Source organism: Scytonema sp. NUACC21, assembly GCF_054684315.1.
In genome coordinates this window covers 230,488-249,156 of the sequence record NZ_BAAFZH010000106.1, presented here as the reverse complement: position 1 = coordinate 249,156, position 18,669 = coordinate 230,488, and the positions used below count along the sequence as shown (strand labels likewise).

Annotated in this window: 11 protein-coding genes; 6 read left to right on the top strand and 5 right to left on the bottom strand. The window is 41.6% G+C overall.

All coding sequences use genetic code 11. From position 1 onward, the window contains the following. Positions 1 to 708: 708 nt before the first annotated feature. Positions 709 to 3,645 carry an NHLP bacteriocin export ABC transporter permease/ATPase subunit gene (locus tag ACYRY3_RS38870; RefSeq protein ID WP_460207082.1) on the top strand — a complete coding sequence of 979 codons (2,937 nt, stop codon included), beginning with the start codon at positions 709 to 711 and terminating at the stop codon, positions 3,643 to 3,645. On the opposite strand, the gene ACYRY3_RS38865 is transcribed toward ACYRY3_RS38870, so the two are convergent. Beyond that, on the bottom strand, positions 3,642 to 3,932 hold the full coding sequence (locus ACYRY3_RS38865; protein WP_460207081.1) for a hypothetical protein: 291 nt from the start codon (positions 3,930 to 3,932) through the stop codon (positions 3,642 to 3,644). The genes ACYRY3_RS38870 and ACYRY3_RS38865 overlap by 4 nt on opposite strands. A 256-nt stretch (positions 3,933 to 4,188) precedes the next feature. On the opposite strand from ACYRY3_RS38865, the gene ACYRY3_RS38860 reads away from it, so the two are divergent. Continuing rightward, positions 4,189 to 4,965 carry a hypothetical protein gene (locus tag ACYRY3_RS38860; protein WP_460207080.1) on the top strand — a complete coding sequence of 259 codons (777 nt, stop codon included), beginning with the start codon at positions 4,189 to 4,191 and terminating at the stop codon, positions 4,963 to 4,965. 15 nt (positions 4,966 to 4,980) lie between these two features. Here the strand turns inward: ACYRY3_RS38860 and ACYRY3_RS38855 are convergent, their stop codons facing one another. The 4 genes from ACYRY3_RS38855 to ACYRY3_RS38840 form a co-directional block, all read right to left on the bottom strand. Continuing rightward, the gene (locus ACYRY3_RS38855; protein WP_460207079.1) at positions 4,981 to 7,485 is read right to left on the bottom strand and encodes a filamentous hemagglutinin N-terminal domain-containing protein; all 2,505 of its coding nucleotides are present in this window, start codon (positions 7,483 to 7,485) and stop codon (positions 4,981 to 4,983) included. A gap of 520 nt (positions 7,486 to 8,005) precedes the next feature. After that, positions 8,006 to 8,221 (bottom strand): hypothetical protein, encoded by a 216-nt coding sequence (locus tag ACYRY3_RS38850; protein WP_460207078.1) that lies wholly within the window; start codon positions 8,219 to 8,221, stop codon positions 8,006 to 8,008. A gap of 258 nt (positions 8,222 to 8,479) precedes the next feature. Next, complete coding sequence (locus ACYRY3_RS38845) at positions 8,480 to 10,624, bottom strand: NHLP family bacteriocin export ABC transporter peptidase/permease/ATPase subunit (protein ID WP_460207192.1); 2,145 nt, start codon at positions 10,622 to 10,624, stop codon at positions 8,480 to 8,482. A 137-nt stretch (positions 10,625 to 10,761) separates the two neighbouring features. Beyond that, positions 10,762 to 12,027 carry an NHLP bacteriocin system secretion protein gene (locus ACYRY3_RS38840; RefSeq protein WP_460207077.1) on the bottom strand — a complete coding sequence of 422 codons (1,266 nt, stop codon included), beginning with the start codon at positions 12,025 to 12,027 and terminating at the stop codon, positions 10,762 to 10,764. A gap of 456 nt (positions 12,028 to 12,483) precedes the next feature. Here ACYRY3_RS38840 and ACYRY3_RS38835 point away from each other — a divergent pair, with 456 nt between their 5' ends. The 4 genes from ACYRY3_RS38835 to ACYRY3_RS38820 are packed head-to-tail and all read left to right on the top strand — an operon-like array spanning position 12,484 to position 18,625. After that, positions 12,484 to 14,130 (top strand): sigma-70 family RNA polymerase sigma factor, encoded by a 1,647-nt coding sequence (locus ACYRY3_RS38835; RefSeq protein WP_460207076.1) that lies wholly within the window; start codon positions 12,484 to 12,486, stop codon positions 14,128 to 14,130. 24 nt (positions 14,131 to 14,154) lie between these two features. Further along, positions 14,155 to 15,411 (top strand): DUF1822 family protein, encoded by a 1,257-nt coding sequence (locus ACYRY3_RS38830; protein WP_460207075.1) that lies wholly within the window; start codon positions 14,155 to 14,157, stop codon positions 15,409 to 15,411. Between the two features lie 54 nt (positions 15,412 to 15,465). Beyond that, on the top strand, positions 15,466 to 17,793 hold the full coding sequence (locus tag ACYRY3_RS38825; protein ID WP_460207074.1) for a CHASE2 domain-containing protein: 2,328 nt from the start codon (positions 15,466 to 15,468) through the stop codon (positions 17,791 to 17,793). A 10-nt stretch (positions 17,794 to 17,803) separates the two neighbouring features. Continuing rightward, entirely contained in the window at positions 17,804 to 18,625 is an 822-nt protein-coding gene (locus tag ACYRY3_RS38820) for a DUF928 domain-containing protein (protein ID WP_460207073.1), read from the top strand. Positions 18,626 to 18,669: the final 44 nt, after the last annotated feature.

Here is an 18,669-nt window from a genome sequence, read left to right as displayed (position 1 = left end):
GAAAAATCAAACTTTAACACTTACCTTGTTTTTTAGCTTCTGGAGAACAACCACTTTTTTTCCTAAACCTGGGAGTTAGAGATGCTTGTAGTTTAGGATTGAGAGATTTGATTGAGATGTTGGACAAAAATCGAAATGTTTTCATTTTACTTATATTCTCCTTTAATTATTTTTAAAGATGACAACAGAGCATCTGCTAGGATGCGATGAGAAAATATATTTCCCGGCTCTAATATATGCGTGTAATTTTTCAACTCTCTTTGGAGAGATTTGCTTAATCTATACATACAGAGCGCTCGGAAACTGTTCCGGAAATCTCCCCTAGTTCTCCCCTTTTTTTTGATATGCAGGGGTTGTTCATTGCAAACTTGAGCGGTACTAGTACAAAATGGCTGAAGTATGAACGCTAAAGGATGAAACTAATGGAAGAATTTGCTCAAGAGCTTCTAAGTAAGCTTTACTACCAGCTTTCCCTAAATGTTCAATAAAAAGAGTGGGAACCCGAATCCAGAGCGCTTACGGCTGACTTATTTGGCTTACTGGATTTAGGGAAAGGCATTTTGATACCCGTATTGATATCTAAATTGAAATCGATGGTTTTACGACTATCTGCTTGCTCTATTTTGAGAATGGACAGTCAACACGAGTGCAATATCGTCTTACACTTGTTTACAAACATATTTACCAAACTCCTTAAAATCTATAAATATGCTTATTGGTAAAATCACGGGTTTGCGGGGAGAGTGCTATCGATTTAAAGGTAATGAACCTTTACTATTAAACGATCCCCTGACAGTTTGGGTGGTGAAATCGGGTTCAATGTCACTATTTGCGATCGCAGTTAACAATGGTAACCCAGAGGGAAAGCGGCGTTACCTATTTAGCATCAAATCCGCAGAAGCGATGTTCTCAACGTCCCCAGAGTTTCACAGCAAAAATCTCCAGATTTTAGCAGTGTCACTTGAGGAAACGGAACTGCTCAAAATGTCTCGACAAGATTTTGAGTATATGCTTGCAAACAAACAAGGCTATGCGGTGGATTTGGTAGAGGGTTGGATACATCAACTGGGTTCGGCTGTTGCTCGCGAACCCGATCGCAGTTTAAATATATGCGTATCGGAACCGGGAATCCAGTTTTTCTCCTTAAGGAGTGGCGAGGTATTCCGACCTGAAAAAGGTAACGTGTCTTGGGTACAAATCCAACGTGGTTATGCCAAATTAATGGGATTTCCGGAACTGGTTTTTGAACCTTCGTCTGGTTTGTTACCTTTGAGTACTTATATGTGGTTGCTCTGTGAGGACATATTAGAATTAGCAAGCTTTCGCACGGAAGAAATCCAAGAAGCAGACACTTTAATGGTGAGTCTGGGTCAACTGCAAATGGATTTTCTACAGATGATTCACTTGCTCTCTCAGCAAGAAATTCAGCAAGAAATTTTGAGGTGTCGAGAAAGAGAAGACCTTAAGCGTCAGGTCATGGATGAAACATTGGGAGAACTGTCATCCGTGCTGCAACAGCAACAAACAGGTACACAATCGCAAGTGATACAGGGCAGTTTTCCAGACCAAGCTCTGTTAGTTGCTGCTGGGGCGGTCGGACGTGCTTTGGGGATTAAAATTCGCCCCCCTGCTCAGTCAGAAGACTTCAAACGCCTCAAAGACCCCCTAGAAGCTATCGCCCGTGCTTCCAGAATTCGGATGCGTCAGTTGCATCTGGTAGGGAACTGGTGGAAACGAGACTGCGGCCCAATGCTGGCATACTCTTTAGAAGGGGAAAGTCCAGTAGCTTTGTTACCAGTTAAGGGCTGCTATGAAATTTACGATCCCCTCAAGCAAACTCGCACCCCTGTAAATGAGCAAAGCGCTGCTCAGCTCTCCACCACTGCTTATGCATTTTATCGACCTTTGCCCGATAAAGACCTCAAAACTTGGGATATATTTCGATTTGCAGTGCAAGGTCATTTTAAAGATATAGTTGTCATCCTGTTCATTGGAATTGCTGTTTCTTTGCTGGGGATGGTGACCCCCCTGGCGACTGGTATTCTCATGGATAACGTTATCCCAGATGCCGACCGGGGATTATTGCTACAAATAGCTTTGGGTCTTTCTGCAACAGCTTTTGGAGGTGCAATCTTTCAACTGGCTCAGGGGCTGGCGCTGATGAGACTGGAGACTTTTGCTGACTCATCCACTCAAGCGGCGGTGTGGGACAGATTGTTGAAGTTGAAAGCATCTTTTTTTAGTCAGTATTCTATCGGTGACTTAGAATCCAGGGTTTCTGCCATCAGCGATATCCGTTCCAAACTGAGCGGTAGTGTTCTCAAAAGTATTTTCTCTGGCGTGTTTGCCTTCTTAAACTTGGGATTGCTCGTTTACTACAACGTTTCGTTAGCTGCGATCGCGATCGTAGCAGCGGTTGTAAATACAGCCCTTACTTTTATCTCTGGTATGCTCGCCCTCCGCAAGGTTCGTCCCCTATTGGAACAACAAGGACAACTTTTTGGGGTGATGGTGCAGTTAATCAATGGGGTTGCCAAATTGCGAGTTGCTGGGGCTGAAGAACGCGCTTTTGCTTACTGGGGTAAACAGTATAGCCAGCAACTCAAATTGATGCTGAGTACCCAAACTATTGAAGACATTCTTGCCGTCTTCAACAAAGTTTTTCCCGGTCTTACATCTTGCGTGCTTTTTTGGGTTACTGCCATACTACTACAACAGAACCAGCAAACAGAGGGGAGTCAAGCACTATCCATTGGTACTTTCCTCGCCTTCAACGCTGCTTTTGGCATTTTTATAAGCGGTACAACCAACTTGAGTACAACCGTTATGGATGTTCTTCAAGTCGTACCTTTGTGGAAGCGAGCCCAGCCAATTTTGCAAGCCGAACCAGAAGTTGATAATAGTAAAGCAGATCCCGGCAGACTATCGGGTAGAGTCGTTGTAGAGCATGTGGTTTTTCGTTACCGGAATGATGGACCCCCAATCTTAGATAACGTCAGTCTTCGGGCTGAACCAGGGGAATTTATTGCTTTGGTAGGGACTTCTGGAAGTGGTAAATCCACTTTGTTTCGGTTATTACTGGGATTTGAAACTCCGGAATCTGGTAGTATTTACTATGACGGACAGGAGTTGACAGGATTGGATGTTCATGCTGTACGCCGACAGATGGGTGTTGTCCTGCAAAATAGCCGCTTGATGTCAGCTTCCATCTTTGAAAACATTGCCAGTGGAGCTAATGTCACAACTGATGAAGCATGGGAAGCCGTCCGGATGGCAGGTTTTGCAGATGATATCCAAGCAATGCCAATGGGTATGCACACTGTTGTCAGTGAAGGAGGTGGTAATCTTTCTGGCGGACAACAGCAGAGGATGTTAATTGCAAGGGCGTTGGTATTGAAACCACGAATTCTGCTATTTGATGAAGCAACCAGTGCCTTGGATAACAGAACCCAAGCTATTGTTAGTCAAAGTCTCGACCGGCTTGAGGTGACGCGCATAGTTATTGCTCACCGTCTCAGTACAATCCGCAATGCCGACCGTATTTATGTGCTTCAGAATGGTCGGATTGTACAGCAGGGCAGTTTTGAGCGACTCGCCAATCAGGAGGGGCTGTTTGCTCAACTGATGATGCGGCAGAAGCTCTAGGGCATCACTTCAACGAATCGGTTGTAGCTGACTAAATTCGGAAAGGCTTTTTTCCAATAGGGTTGAACTTGCAATGTATAAAAGTCTTTGAAAGTGCGGTACCCAGATCCATGAAAGGCGATCGCAATCGTCATAATCTCCGACTGGCACATCTGACAACGGCTCAGTTTTTCCCCACTCATCTGTGGCAAATGTCCTTGTTTCCATGCCGATTCAAAGACTTGGCAGAAATCGTCAAGGTCACAAAAAATTTGTGTGATGTCCAACCGAGATTTTGGATACACCATAAACTTGTACACGATCGCCTACTTCTTGTATTGAAGTCCCAACCAGTCACCACAGCCAATTCAGTCTGTCGAACTCACGTATATTTAGCTACTTCATCCCGTGACTATATCATAGAAACACAGATTTAGATTTTTATCACTTTTCCCTTCTAGTGAATTTTTATAACGAATGACGTAATGCTGAAGCTAAACCACGAAGTTAATTAAGCTTGGTATTTTGTTTGTCTGAAGCTTTGAATAACTTGGAGTTTGACTTATGCGTAAGGTTCTAGCATTTATAACAACAGCAATTATTGCTTGTCTTATCATTGCCAGTATTACAACAGCAATAATCACTTGGGATACTTGGGGAGAAACAAAAACTTCGATGGCTGTTGCTCAAACAACAGTCGCTTGTCCTACCGAGCTAAATAAGAGGTGCTTGGATATTGATGTTTACGAAGCTCTAAACATTATGCCTAGAGAAGATAAACCACTATATAGTCCAAGTCTTGGAGCTTATTATGATGGAACTTCCTCTCCGCCCAATCCATTAGTTATTAAGCCAGGGGAATCAGTTAACCTTTTTATTAGTCCTCAATATTTCCTACCTGCATCTTATTTAATAGATGATACAAAGATTGTTCCCCATGTCGGTGCAGGTTCGACTTGGCCACTCTATTATCCTGATTCGCCAGAAGCTGTTTACACGAATAACAAGGTTACATTTAACTCTGGCGATCCTTCAAATCCACAACAAGCCACCAAGGAATTTGGGCATCCACCTAGAACGACGGGTGAACCTATATCCTCCGATCAATATCTGATTGCTAGTGGTCCGATAACATATAACAATTTGGGAGAATTTGTAGCAACGGCACGGGTTCAAATGATCCGACATTTTTTTATTGGTTGTTCTCCTAATCACTGGGGTTTTGTGCCCATGAAAGAAGATTTGTGTCCTTCTGGGCAAGAAGCTACAGGACATAGTCCACCCTCTTTAGATAGGCTTATTGATATCACTGTTTCTCGCTTAATCAAAGTAGTCCCCTAGTACTACAACGAGACTTTAACGAAGCAATGAATGACATCCAGATGGAGAATTCCTGAGCTTGTGAGGTGCGATCGCAGGTGCATTAGCCACAAGTATGACATCGCCATATGGATTGACTACCCAACCTTGAGCTTCCACAATTTCATCTATAGGTGTATTGACAAAATCCCTATTGCGTAAATTTTCTCCCCCCCTCACTCCCTCCCTCCTTCTTTCCCTCTCTCCCTCACTCCCTCCCTCCGTCACTCCCCCTCTCCCCCTTGGTACAGCAGTGAGTCGCCAATCTTCCCAAACGGTGTCGCTGTTAAGTGTGTTGTTAGGAGAAGGAGGTAAACCACCACGTCCGGTATAAATAAAGCTACTGTTTGCAGTTCTGGCGCAGACATTATCATCGACTAAACGCCCTACATCCACCACCTCGACTGTTAAGGGTACTAATCCTTGACTGGGATCGATATCAGGTGTGTTCACTTGTACTGTGCCATTTAATTCAGGAGTTTTGCCTATGGCGGTAATGTCACTGGTCAGGGTACTAGGTGAATTCTGAAACTGAGCGCCGATCAGGGATTGTGTAACAATTTTAACTCTACCTCCGAGAGATTCATCGGAGTTAGCACTAATATCGCTGTTTTCAAAGGCTGCTAGAACGTCAGTATCAATGTTGATATTGCCACCAACGACATCAGTACCTCTGGCGTTGGCAGTGATTCGACTTCCACGACGCAATAACAACGTTGCAGAGTTAAGATTGATATTTGCTTGTTGGCGAACTGGGTCAGTGGTAATGCTGCTTGTATTGGCATCAAAGCGAGAGTTACTGTCTAAAATGATAGAGCCAGCGTTTACGCTCAGATTGCCTGCATTTCCCCGTCCTTGACTGCTGACTAATACTGCTGCCCTATCTTTTATAGTAAGTTGCTCAGTATTAATCGTCACATCGCCCGCCCTTCCTGTTGCATTTTGGTCAGCTAAGGCACCCACAGCGCTACCAAGAAGTTGTACAGACTCAGTAGCATTTATGATTACATTACCACCACTGCTTTCACCAAAAGTACTAGCACTGATTTGCGATCTTGTGTCAAGACGCAACATCCGAGTATTAATTGTTAAATTCCCCGCCGCTCCTTTTGCATTTTGAGTTGTTTGAGAACTCAAAACGCTACGAGTCTTGAGCTGCACAGACTCAGTGGCATTGACAGTCAAATTTGCTCCATTACCTGAACCAAAAGTAGTAGTAGTATCTACTAATGCTCCATTAGTCAAGGTCAAAACGCGAGTATTAATTTTCAATTCTGTAGTCGCATTTGCTGACCCACGAACTTGAATACCCAAACTAGTGGGATATTTATTATTATTATGAATTATTTCCACTGTATCTGCATTCACTATCAAATTTCCCACCCTGCCCGCGCCTTTGGTAACGACGCTAACTTGTGCTCCATCTTGGACTTGCAAGAGGCGCGTATTGATTGTTATATCTCCTGCTGCCCCTGTTGCATTTTCTTCTGCTTGAGCGTAAAAGCCTCCAGGAAAAGGACAATCTGTAGAGGAACAGCTGTACACACCACTAAGTTGCACTTCATCCAAAGTATTTACAGTTAAATTTCCACCTATATTTGAACCTAAAGTACTTGTTTCAATTACGGAACCATCGCTTAATTTCAGGCTTCTCGCTGTTACTTGAATATCTCCGCCACCATTGCCCGTGGCATCTACCGCTGTTTGTTGAGATAGTTGAATATTTCCTAAGTTTTGCAAGCTATCATAGTTTAGTGAAAAGCCTTTTTCTATAGGAACAAGACTCACTAAACGATTTAAACCAGCACTACCTAATTCAATTCGTCCTCCAGCTGTCTTGAGTGTCGCTCCTTCTAGGGATATATCTCCACCTATTAAAGCCAAAGTTTGATTCTCTTGCACTCGTAAACCGACATTAGTATCTATTGCAGGAGATGGAATGTTTCGATGTCTGATCCCCTGCCCGTCTCCCTGTACCTGAATTAAACCGGGATTTGCCCCAAATTGCAAACCAATTGGAATACTAACAGTTAATAGAGGTGTTGTTTGTGGGGTTGTATTATACTCAAATCCGTCAGCAAACTTTATACTATTTGCAGTTGTGGCAAAAAAAGAGCCACCAATGTCTAAGCGAGCATTTTTCCCGAATACAATCCCATTAGAATTGATGAGGAATAGATTAGCTGTACTATTGGCTTTAATGACTCCATCAATATCAGAGATAGATTGACCGGTGATTCGAGTAATAATATTTTGAATGCCCTGAACGTTATTAAAGTTAGCTGTGGTACCGTTTTGGATAGAAAACTCGGAAAAACTATGAAATAAATTGTTTCCAGATTGAGTGCCACCTTCAATATTTACAATATTATCAGTTATGCTAATGCGAGAATTTTCAGGTAGAGTCGTATCTGGAATAATTTGAGCGCTTGTAGAGCTTACCCCAATGAAGAAGGCAATACCATTTGCAATTCCTAACGATCTCCACCAGTTTAAATGCATATTTATTCCTGATACTAAACTTAAAGAATGGCTCAACAGTAAATGGGAATTGCTCCCTTCGCGCTTGAAAATTACCTACGGATGTAGGGTGGCATTGCTAGCTCTGTCAAGTTGGGTAAAAACTTCAGGAAATCAATACCTTTCTCACCTCTTACCTCTGCCTACTCTGCTGTTTACCTCTGCCTACTCTGCTGTTTAATACAGCATATTTCAGGTAAATGAAGTACATCCGTAGGGGCGAACGGCTGTTCGCCCTAACAACAATCTGTACCTCCTCCGCGTTGCAATCTGCTGTAGTAATTTGTTTAACCGCCAAGATGCAAAGAGTGCAGAGGAAAAAAATGAGGAATTGCCACCTGAGTCAAAATTTTATGAGCCACCTTGACAGATTAGGTAGCATTGCCGACTTACAAGAATCGGTAATTTGAGCGAGGAAAAAGAGTAAATTACTTGCCCCTGCCTGCAAGAGAAAAAGATTGCAAGATAGTGGGGAATATAAATAATTTCCCCTAAATGCCCCTTACCAGTTCATGGTCGGAGGCTGATGTATGTGGTAATCATCTGTTACACACCCTGGTTTGCCACCACTAATTGTATCTAAATCGTCTTCATTGACGTCCTCGACCCCTGGAATTGATTGTTGCTCAGATGCTAACTCGCTATTTTGGTTGTTCTGAGTATTTTGTTGATTTGTTTGATTCTCGGTTGTGTGTTGGTTTGTACGATTCTCGGTCATTGTCATTATCTCCTTGTTGATAGGCTTAAGTTCAGTCTTCGTGGAAATTGATGCCTGTTTTTGAAGGCGGCTTAACTTACAGAACTAGCTGCATACATATGACCAGATTCTTAGAGGGTAAAACCCTTTTACTAACTTATAAGGAACGTTCAAGTTGACTTATGCAGTTAGGATCGTCTCTAGGGGAGAAAAAAGCGTTGGGATTTTTCATTGGTAAGGATTTCAGATTTTTTAGAATTGTTCGGAGAGCCTTTGCTATCAAAGAGCATCACCCTCACTGTGGATCAAATGTAAGTATGTTCCTTCAACTCGTTGCAATTCTTCATGGGTTCCCCGTTGCACCACCTTTCCCTTGAACAGAACAATAATTTCATCGCAATCGCGAATAGTACTGAGTCTGTGTGCCACGATGATGCAGGTACATCCTCGTTGGCGGAGTTTTTGGTCAATAATTTTTTCTGTTTCAGTATCTAGGGCGCTAGTAGCTTCATCCATGATGAGGATGGAGGGGTTATTGACTAAGGCACGCGCTATTTCCAAGCGCTGTCGCTGACCCCCACTCAAATTATTAGCCCCTTCTAAAAGGATGCTATCATAGCCTCCTGGTAGGGAGAGGATAACGTCGTGGATGGCTGCATCTTGACAAGCTCGCACTAAATTCCTTTCTGGCACCGTGGTGTCCCAAAGAGTCAGATTGTCTTTAATGCTACCGGCAAATAATAAAATATCTTGCTCTACGAAGGCAACAGAATTCACTAGAACTGGACGAGGTATTTGATTTCTGGGTTTGCCATCAAACTTAATTTCTCCTTGATTTGGTTCGTATAGCCCGCATATAAGTTTGGCGATGGTGGATTTACCGGAACCACTTCCACCTATAAGGGCGACTCGCTGTCCTGGTTTAATTGATAAATTAAAGTCTTCAATTAAAGGGGTACCAATTTTGTTATAGCCGAAGGTGACATTCTCCAAATCAACATACCCCTGCAATTTGGGCATGATTTGAGAGAAGGTTAGGGGTTTAGGTGCAGTTTCTCCTGTTTGCTCTTTTAACTGAGGAACTACGGGGTTTTGCAAAACATCGTCCAAGCGATTTAGGCTACCCTCGACTTCTTGGAGGTTTTTGCCAAGGCTAACGAGATTGTTTACGGGTTCCATAAAATTTCGTATTAGGCTTTGAAATGCGACTAGCATCCCAATAGTTAGGTGACCATCCATAACCCGCAAGCCACCAACAGCTAAAACTAGCATGGATGTTATTGTCGATAGGAACGATGGCAAAATTCCCAAACCTTGATTCGTTATGTCTATTTCCTGTCGGGAGTTGGTTGCATTGGCGTAGTAGCCCGCCCATTTGGTAAAAAAATCAGACTCTAGCCCAGATGCTTTTAAGGTTTCCATACTTTGAAGACCGGAAATAGCTACCCCGCCTACTTTTCCTTGCTCTTGCATCAATCGGATATTGGCGTCTACGCGCCACCGCGATACTTGCTGCAATGCTAAAAGATTCACAGCGACAAAGACGATCCCAATTAAGGTCAACACTGCATCATACTGCAGCATGACTATTATATAGAAGATGACCATGACTGCTGCGATCGCAGTTGTGGCTAATTTCCCCGACAGAAGTTCGGCTAAATCGTTGTTAAGGCGAATGCGATTGCTGATTTCACCAGCAAATCTTTGAGCATAAAAGCTTACAGGTAAACGCAGGATGTGCCAGAGAAATCGACTGGACATACTTACAGATAACTTAATCTTCATCCTTCGCAGGAACCTTAACTGTAGTAATGTCAACAGTCCATCCAAGACGCTCGTGAGTATCATTCCTAACAAGAGCGGTTGCAGCCAATCTTGCCTGTTTTCCACCAAAATATTATCTACAAACACTTGAGAAAATATGGGTGCTAAGAGTCCGGGAATGACGAGTAAAAATCCGGCAAAAATGCAATAGGCAAGTACCTCACCAGATCCTTGCAGGCGTTCCCGCAAGGCTAAGATAACGTTAAGTTTGCTACCACCTTTTTGGAATTCTGGTCCTGGTTCCAAAAACAGTATAATTCCCGTGAAACTTGTATCAAATTCTTGCCAAGATACCGTTCTAGGTCCAGTTCCGGGATCGTTCAAATAAACTCGCTTCTTGCTAAATCCCTCTACCACTAGGAAATGGTCAAAGTTCCAAAAGACGATGTAAGGACATTGCAACCGTCGCAGCCCATCCAAGTCGGCTTTCAAACCTTTAGCATTCAACCCGTAGCTTCTAGCAGCATTGAGGATATTTGAAGCTTTGCTCCCATCCCGCGACACTCCACAATCTTGACGCAGTTGCGCTAGGGGTACAATCCGACCGTAATAACCCAGAATAATTCCCAAAGCAGCAGCGCCGCATTCCACTGCTTCCATTTGCAAAACAGTTGGGGTACGACGTCGGTTTCCCCTATCCCCAAACAAATTTAGTATTTTTTTAACAAAAATTGTAATAGTGGAAATGTTATTTGTAACTCTTGCTTGTAGGCTTGACAACATTGCCATTATGGTAATTAATTTACACCAGTTAAAGACGTTAGGACAGGAAAAACAAAGCTGATTGGCGATCGCTCTTCCACAGTGACTCTGACCGTAGCGGTGGTTCCAGAAGAAACTTTCATCTGGGGACCCTTAGAAGAAGACCACTTGTATCCGCTAAAAGTTGAACTGTCTGGGTGTAATTCTGCAAACACTTGAAGCTGAGGATTTTGAGACATTAAGCTTTCCACAACCTCTGAATTGCCTACCAAACTTAAAACCCCCTCTTTAGTCACGGGGAAAGCTGAGACATCAGTAACAGTAGCCATAATGCCACCATATCGTTCGCGTTCTACCGTAGCAGGTGTAATTTGTACTTTCATCCCCTTTTGAATTTTCTTACCATCTCCAATAGAAAAGAAGGTTAGACCAGTTAGCCGAGCTGATGCTTCTTCTGCTTGAATGGTGGCAATGCGAGTTCCTTGGGTAACAACTTGACCGGGAAATGCAGTCACTTCTAAAACTCGCCCCTCGTATGGACTAATGACTTGGCTGTTTTTCTGTAATTGCACTTCTAACTGGGCGATATTTCGCTGTATCTCTCGTAACTGATTTAATCGGCTCGTTGAAGCTTGTAAATTTTGTTCATCCAAACTTTTTTCCCTAGCAGTCAGCCCTTGCAACTGAGTTTGGAGGTTATTAATTTGGCTTTGTTTCTCCTGGTAAGCCTGTTGTGACTGTAAAAGCATTTCCTCTGAAATTGCCCCCTGTGCCTTTAGCTTGTTTAGCCGAGAGAGTCTATTTTTAAGAACGACAACTAAACTTTGAGCTTCTCGGAGATTTTGCTGTAAACTGAAGCGTTGTTGCATGAGGGCTTTGATTTCCAGTTCGCTTCGCAATGATTGCAATGAGCTAGCGCTTTGATTCTGAGTTTTTAACTCTAATAGCTTAAGACGCTGCTGCTGTAATTGTTTCTGAAGTTCGGCTCGGTCAAAAATTGCCAATATTTGTCCCTTTTTCACGAATTCCCCTACACGTAAATTCATTGCCATCAATTGTCCGGTAGCAGGTGATTGTAAAGCCATAACCTTACTGGGATAAATTATGACTCCTTGACCCGTAACCGTAATGGGTATGCGACCAACAATACTCCAGATCGCTGCTGTTGCTACCAACGAACCAAGGGCAGTTAAAGGCAACCAATTCATTGGATGGATCACCTGCATGACGCGATCCAGGCGTTCAGGAGAAGATGAATTTAAGAGGGCTTTTTTTCGGAAAAGGTTGTTATTTTGAACCATACGGCATAATTTTGAGGTAAAAAAGGGAGGATAACAATACCAATTAGTTATGTTCGCATTTCTTTAACCTTCAGCCAAAACCATGTGCAACTAGTGGCTCTTGAAGCACAACAGGATACTTAGTTTGTTCTCATCTTACAAAAAAAAGAGAAAGGGGGGTAGGGAATTGTTCACAAAAAGTTCCGCTTTTGTTCCCTTAAAAAAAGCGCGTTATGGGCTGTAACTGACCTGACTTCTCACGCCATATAGAAAAATTAACACTCTTACCTAACTTCCCAATCTCTTCAAAAAGTATGGCTTTGCGTAAGCTCTTTATAATTTTGCCTGAAGGCTGCATAATTGGCTTGCGATGCTCCCAATAGGCTAACTAAGGCTAAAACCATACAAAATAGGACACTATAGTTGATACTTGCATATCATGTAAACCACTTTTTTGTCTAGTAAGGAAAAACCAAAATGCTTAGTTTTACCAAATTAGATAGTATCCCAGTACTACTGAAGCGGGAAAATAATCTTAATAAATTTTCAACCTATATTGTGCTAGAAACCCAAAACAATCGATTAACGTTGCAATGGAAACATCAACCTTCTTTGCAACGTAATTTGAAGTTATATAACGAAAAGCATAAAGAATTTTCTAATTTATTTTGTCAGAATAATAAAGGAACAGACATAGCACGTTTTTGGCAGAAAGTAGCACTTAATAAATCACAATTAACATTTGATTGGGAACCCAGTGATAAAACACAACTTGCTTATCAACATTTAGCGAGCTACTTTGAAGAAAAATGCTACTGGGTTGCTAAAAACTTATGTAAAGATGGTAACGTTGGTGCTTGGGAAGAATATCTGTGTATTGCCAGACTGCTGGTTTACAACCCGCTAAAATTTAGTGAAATTTTAGTTAAATATAATCCCGAAAGCGCTAATCTAGATACCTATGTAACTAACGCTCTGACAAATCATATTAAATTCTCAGCCGAAGTGAATCGATTTTCGCGATGGCGGCTACTCTACAAAAAGAGCGATAAAGAACTTATAGAGGCACTAAAAGTATGCGGAATAACCGAACCTAAAATTTCACTAATCATTTTTGCTAGAAAATATTTTAAGCAAGTTTATTTAATTAACAAGATTAAAAATCCAGCTAGAGATACAGGTAAAAAATGGGTGGCTCCCGATCGAGAGGATTTTGAAGAAGCTGCTCAATGTTATAACGCAGAAAAGGGATTACCAAGCGCACCTCATGAGGTATCGGCTAATTCTACTAAGGTGAGTGCAAAAGAAATTCAAGAGTGGATGGAAATTTGCATTCAGGCTTTAGAAACTTATCCGATATCAGTTCTACCAAAATTTTCACTTGACGCCTTGAAATCTGATGGATTTGAAGCTAGCTCAGAATTAGAAGCTTGGAAAATCGAAGGGGAAGGGATATCGAGCACTGAAAAGACACAAGAACAAGGATTTTCGGCAGCAAATAAAGCTAACTCGGTTTTATGTGAGCAAATACAAGTCCTGAAACTGGACGAGCGGAAAATTTTACTTCTCTATTATGGATTTGGATTCAGCCAAAAACAAATAGCAGATAGATTGGGAATTAATCAAAGTACAATTTCTCGTTATCTAAGTAAATCTGCAGTTAAGCTATTGGAAGCTTTAACTAGAATTTCCCAACCCCAAGAATGGGTTCAACAGTATGTAAAACGATGGTTAGAGAGAGAGTATCATGCACCAGTACACTCAGATTTGATTCAAGGGGCTTTGGTGTCAGCCATTAAGAAATTAGCAAATGAAGAACGGGAGATTTTACAACTTTATTATGGAGGGCAGATGGATGAAGTAAAAATTGCTTCTCAATTAAAGATGAGCTTGAATGAAATATCTACAAGACTTACTAGGGCAAGAAAGCAGTTACAAGAAAAATTGATGTGTCAAATAGATATTTGGATGAAAGAATATTTGGAGAAATGGTTAAGTCATTATTACAAATCTATAGTAAGATTAGTGTTGGAATCCGATGCGATCTCGGGAGACGAGCGAGGGATAACTCAAGAAGAAAAGATTTCTTTGGTTGAGATATATATTAAAAATCAGTTGCAGTAACTTTGATAGGAGAGGAGGAATATTATGTTGAGTTTATCTGATTTTGTAAGTATTGATTCTCAGCATATTTGGTTGCCCTTGGAGACAGCCAAACAAGAAGAAGCATGGCAGCTTGCTCAGCATCAATCGAATGCGATCGCAATATACAATGCGTATCTGAATCGTGTCTGCTTGAGTCACTTACTGAGTTGGTTTCAAGAGTGGTTGAGAGAAGAAGCTACATTGCAACCAGAAATATTCCCCTCTCAGGAAGAGTTACCCAGTTTTTTGGAAATAGTTCACGGTACAGCAATTAAGGTGGGTGAAACTAGAATAGTATTAGTGCCAACAGAAACGCTAGATATAGAAGAATTGCGCGTACCGCGAGAATGGGTAGATATTCACAGTTGGGCGGCTAATTGTTATATTTCCGTACAAGTCAATTTAGATGGTGATGATGGCGATTCTTGGATGCGAGTCGGCGGTTTTGTCACTCACCATCAATTGAAGAACCAAGGAACTTACAATCAAAGCGATCGCACTTATTCTTTACCCATAGAACAGTTATCAGACAACTTCACCTTACTATTTGCAACACTGGGGCTGCGCCTACAAGCAGAAATTCCATCTGAAGTCACTTTATCACCAACAGAAGCTCAAGATTTATTACAAACATTGAGGGATACGTCTATTTATTCTCCTAGATTGTTAGATATACCATTCGAGAAGTGGGCGGCTCTCATTTCTCACGAACAATGGCGACAGCAACTCTACAATCAACGTATAAATAAAGAGCAGAATACTGTAGCCAGTACTAAGAGTGTAGCAACAACTCCTACTGACTCCCCACTCATTCAGGTAAACCTCAGCCAATGGTTTCAAAAAGTGTTTGCAACAGGTTGGCAATCTATTAATGACAGTTTGGCTCCAAATATAGGAAGTTTAGCCTTAGATTTCAGAAGTTCTTCTACGAATAAGAAAGTAGGTGTTCATGGAATCAAGTTAATTGATTTGGGAATGCAGTTAGGAGGAAAGTCTTTAGCACTGATGGTTGCACTTTCTCAGGAAGAAGAGGAAAAAAGTGGTGTTCTCGTACAAGTTCATCCTACAGGGAATGAAAAATATCTGCCGCCCAATCTCAAGCTTATACTTTTAGAATCAGAGAGAATTTTACAAGAAGTTCCATCTAGAAGTCGAGATTGCTATATTCAACTCAACTATTTTAAAGGTTTACCAGGAACCAAGTTTGCTGTACGGCTCAATCTTGATGAGTTTACCATCACAGAACATTTTGTCATTTAAATAATAAGAAATTGAAACTAGATTTCTTCCCGTTCTCTGCTTTCGACTTTAAAGATGAGCACGCTAGTTGTTATTAACTTGGAAAAAGGTAATTTAAACGAGGGCTTTTCCCCTGTGACTGCACAACTGTGGGAAAATAACAACTCACGCCCAATCAAACTTACAGGTGCTTTACCTCCTGCTCCAGAAATTTCCGAACTATACAAACGTTTTCAACTCATATATCAAGCACTCTATCAACGATTGATAAGCCGTTCTGGGATTGAGATGGAAGCGACAGGTTTAACGAATGTGAGTGAAGTGGATTTTAACGAAGTTCAAGAACAGTTAGATGAAGCAATCAATTCTTGGCTAAATTCGGATTTATTTCGCCCAATTGACCAACAATTGAGAGAGCGATTGGCTTTAGACGAAGAATTTCAGATTGTTATTGAAGCCAGCGATAGTCTCCTGCGGCGTCTACCTTGGCATTTGTGGAATTTTGTGGAGCGTTACTCCTCAAGTGAAGTAGCTGTCAGTTCACCAAAATATGAACGAGTGCAACTATTACCAAAGCCAAAAAAGGATAAAGTAAACATTTTGGCGATTTTAGGGAATAGTGAAGGAATTGATATCCAACAAGATAGAAAGATTCTCGAACAATTACCCCATGCATCAACAGTATTTTTGGTAGAACCGTCACGTCAAGAGTTAGATAGATGGCTTTGGGAAGAAGAAGGTTGGGATATTCTGTTTTTTGCAGGACACAGTCACAGCCAAGGTGAAAAAGGTCAGTTACATATAAATAAAACCAGTAGCTTAACAATTGCTGAGTTAAAAAATGCTCTGAAATTTGCTATTTCACATGGTTTAAAAATGGCTATTTTCAATTCCTGCGATGGTTTGGGATTAGCACAAGAATTAGCGGATTTACAAATTCCTCAAATTATTGTGATGCGGGAAGAAGTTCCGGATCTAGTAGCACAAGAGTTTGTGAAACATTTTTTGGGGGCTTTTTCAAGGGGTCAATCTTTTTATTTAGCCGTGCGTTACGCACGCTTAAGATTGCAGGGTTTGGAAGATGAATTCCCCGGTGCTTCTTGGTTACCCGTGATTTGCCAAAATCCAGCAGAAGATCCTTTAACATGGGTTGAATTACGCGGGAAAAAGAATAAGGCTCTTTCCCATAAGTTGACGGTGCGACGTCTACAAACTGCATTTATAGCGAGTGTCACTATCGCAGGCTTGATTGCAGGGGTGCGATCGCTAGGTTTTATGCAACAATGGGAAATGTCAGCTTTTGACTCCATGATGCGAATGCGACCCGAAGAGGGATTGGATGAACGTCTTTTGATAGTTACAGTTACAGAGGAAGATATTCAAGCTCAAAAACAAAGACAAAAATCATCGCTATCAGATAGTACATTACAAAAACTATTACAAAACCTAGAAATACACAAACCAAGGGTGATTGGTTTGGATATATATAGAGATTATCAGGTAGATTCTCAGTATCCCGATTTAGCAAATCGATTGAAAAACAACTTGATTGCTATTTGTCAAGCCAGTGGTAGCAAACCACACGCAGTTGGTATTTCACCACCACCGGAGATTCCAATAACTCACACGGGTTTTAGTGATGTTGTATTCGATAGCGATTTAGTCATCCGCCGTCATTTACTATCCATGACACCAGACCCGGAATCACCTTGCAAGTCGCGCTACTCCTTCAACTTTCAGTTAGCACGACAATATCTAGTCAAACACGGCATTCAATTCAATATTACCAACGAAGACTACTTGCAACTTGGTCAAGTAGTCTTTCGACCTATAGATATCCCTACGGGTGGCTACCAACAATTTGATGCAGGGGGACACCAAATACTGCTCAATTATCGCTCCTCACAGCAAATTGCCAAACAAGTCAGTGTTGCAAAAGTCTTGAACGGTCAATTAAATCCCGATTGGGTCAAAGATAAGATTGTTCTAATTGGCGTTGACGCACAAAGTGCTAAGGACTATTTTCTGACTCCTTACAGTATGGCAACGACCCCCTACCAAGAAATTCCAGGCGTAATGCTGCACGCACATATGGTCAGTCAAATTCTTAGTGCTGTTTTAGACAACCGACCGCTCTTGTGGGTTTTACCTGCATGGGGTGAAGTTTTATGGATTTGCGGCTGGTCTTTATTAACAGGAATAGTGGCTATATACAGTCTTTCACAATTAAAATTGACAATTTTTATCATTGCTGAATTGTTGACTCTTTACAGTTGCTGTTTTATTCTCTTGCTGTATGGCTGTTGGATGCCATTTCTTCCGCCTGCATTGGGAGTCGTAGCAACTGTCTTTTTTGTAAATATCTATGAATATTTACTTGAGAGAAGAACTGTAAATAATTGAGAATTTAATTATGACTGGAAGAAAATTTTTTTTAGTAAAAAATTTATTAATGTTGATAGCTACATTAGTAGTGATAGTTAATTTCACTCAATTATCAGTACAATCTCAACAATCTAGTACTACAAAAATACGTTTTGTTCAACCCCCCCTAGCCAGACAACCAGAAAATCGTGGCGCACCGAGAGACAGAGAAGGAGCAGGAACGCGGGGTGATTGTCCGGCTGCTTCCAAACGCCTCACCGCTTTGGTACCTTTGGTGTCAGCAACCGCAGATCGGAAGCAAGCCTCGACCACGACAGTCACCACACAATACGTTTTAGGCTTAACTGCAGCCGAATATCCAACTTTTTGGTTTTACGTTCCCTATGCACCTAAGAATCTCAATTCAGTACAATTTGTCTTGCTTGATGAAAAAAACAACTCTGTTACCAAACAACCGATTGCGATCGCTCTCTCCAATACGCCAGGAATCATTAGCGTGAGTCTTCCCAAAACAGAGAAACCACTGGAAATTGGGCAATATTATCACTGGTATCTCTTAATTGACTGTAATCCGCAAAGCCGCTCGGAAGATATAGCAGTTGAAGGTTTAGTGCAACGTATCGCTTTGAAAGATGATTTCACACGTCGTCTTGTGGCTGCAACCCCACGTCAACGAGTCTCCCTTTATGCTCAAGCAGGTATTTGGCAAGATGCTGTCACTACTTTAGGAGAACTCCGACGTGCTAAACGCCAAGATGGAGCACTGGAAAATGATTGGAAAGATTTGTTGGAGTCTGTAGGGTTGGAAGATATTTCTAACGAAGCGATCGCTTCGTGTTGTAATCTTTGACACGAGTATAGAGCATTGGACATCTGCGAAAACTTGTCTAATAG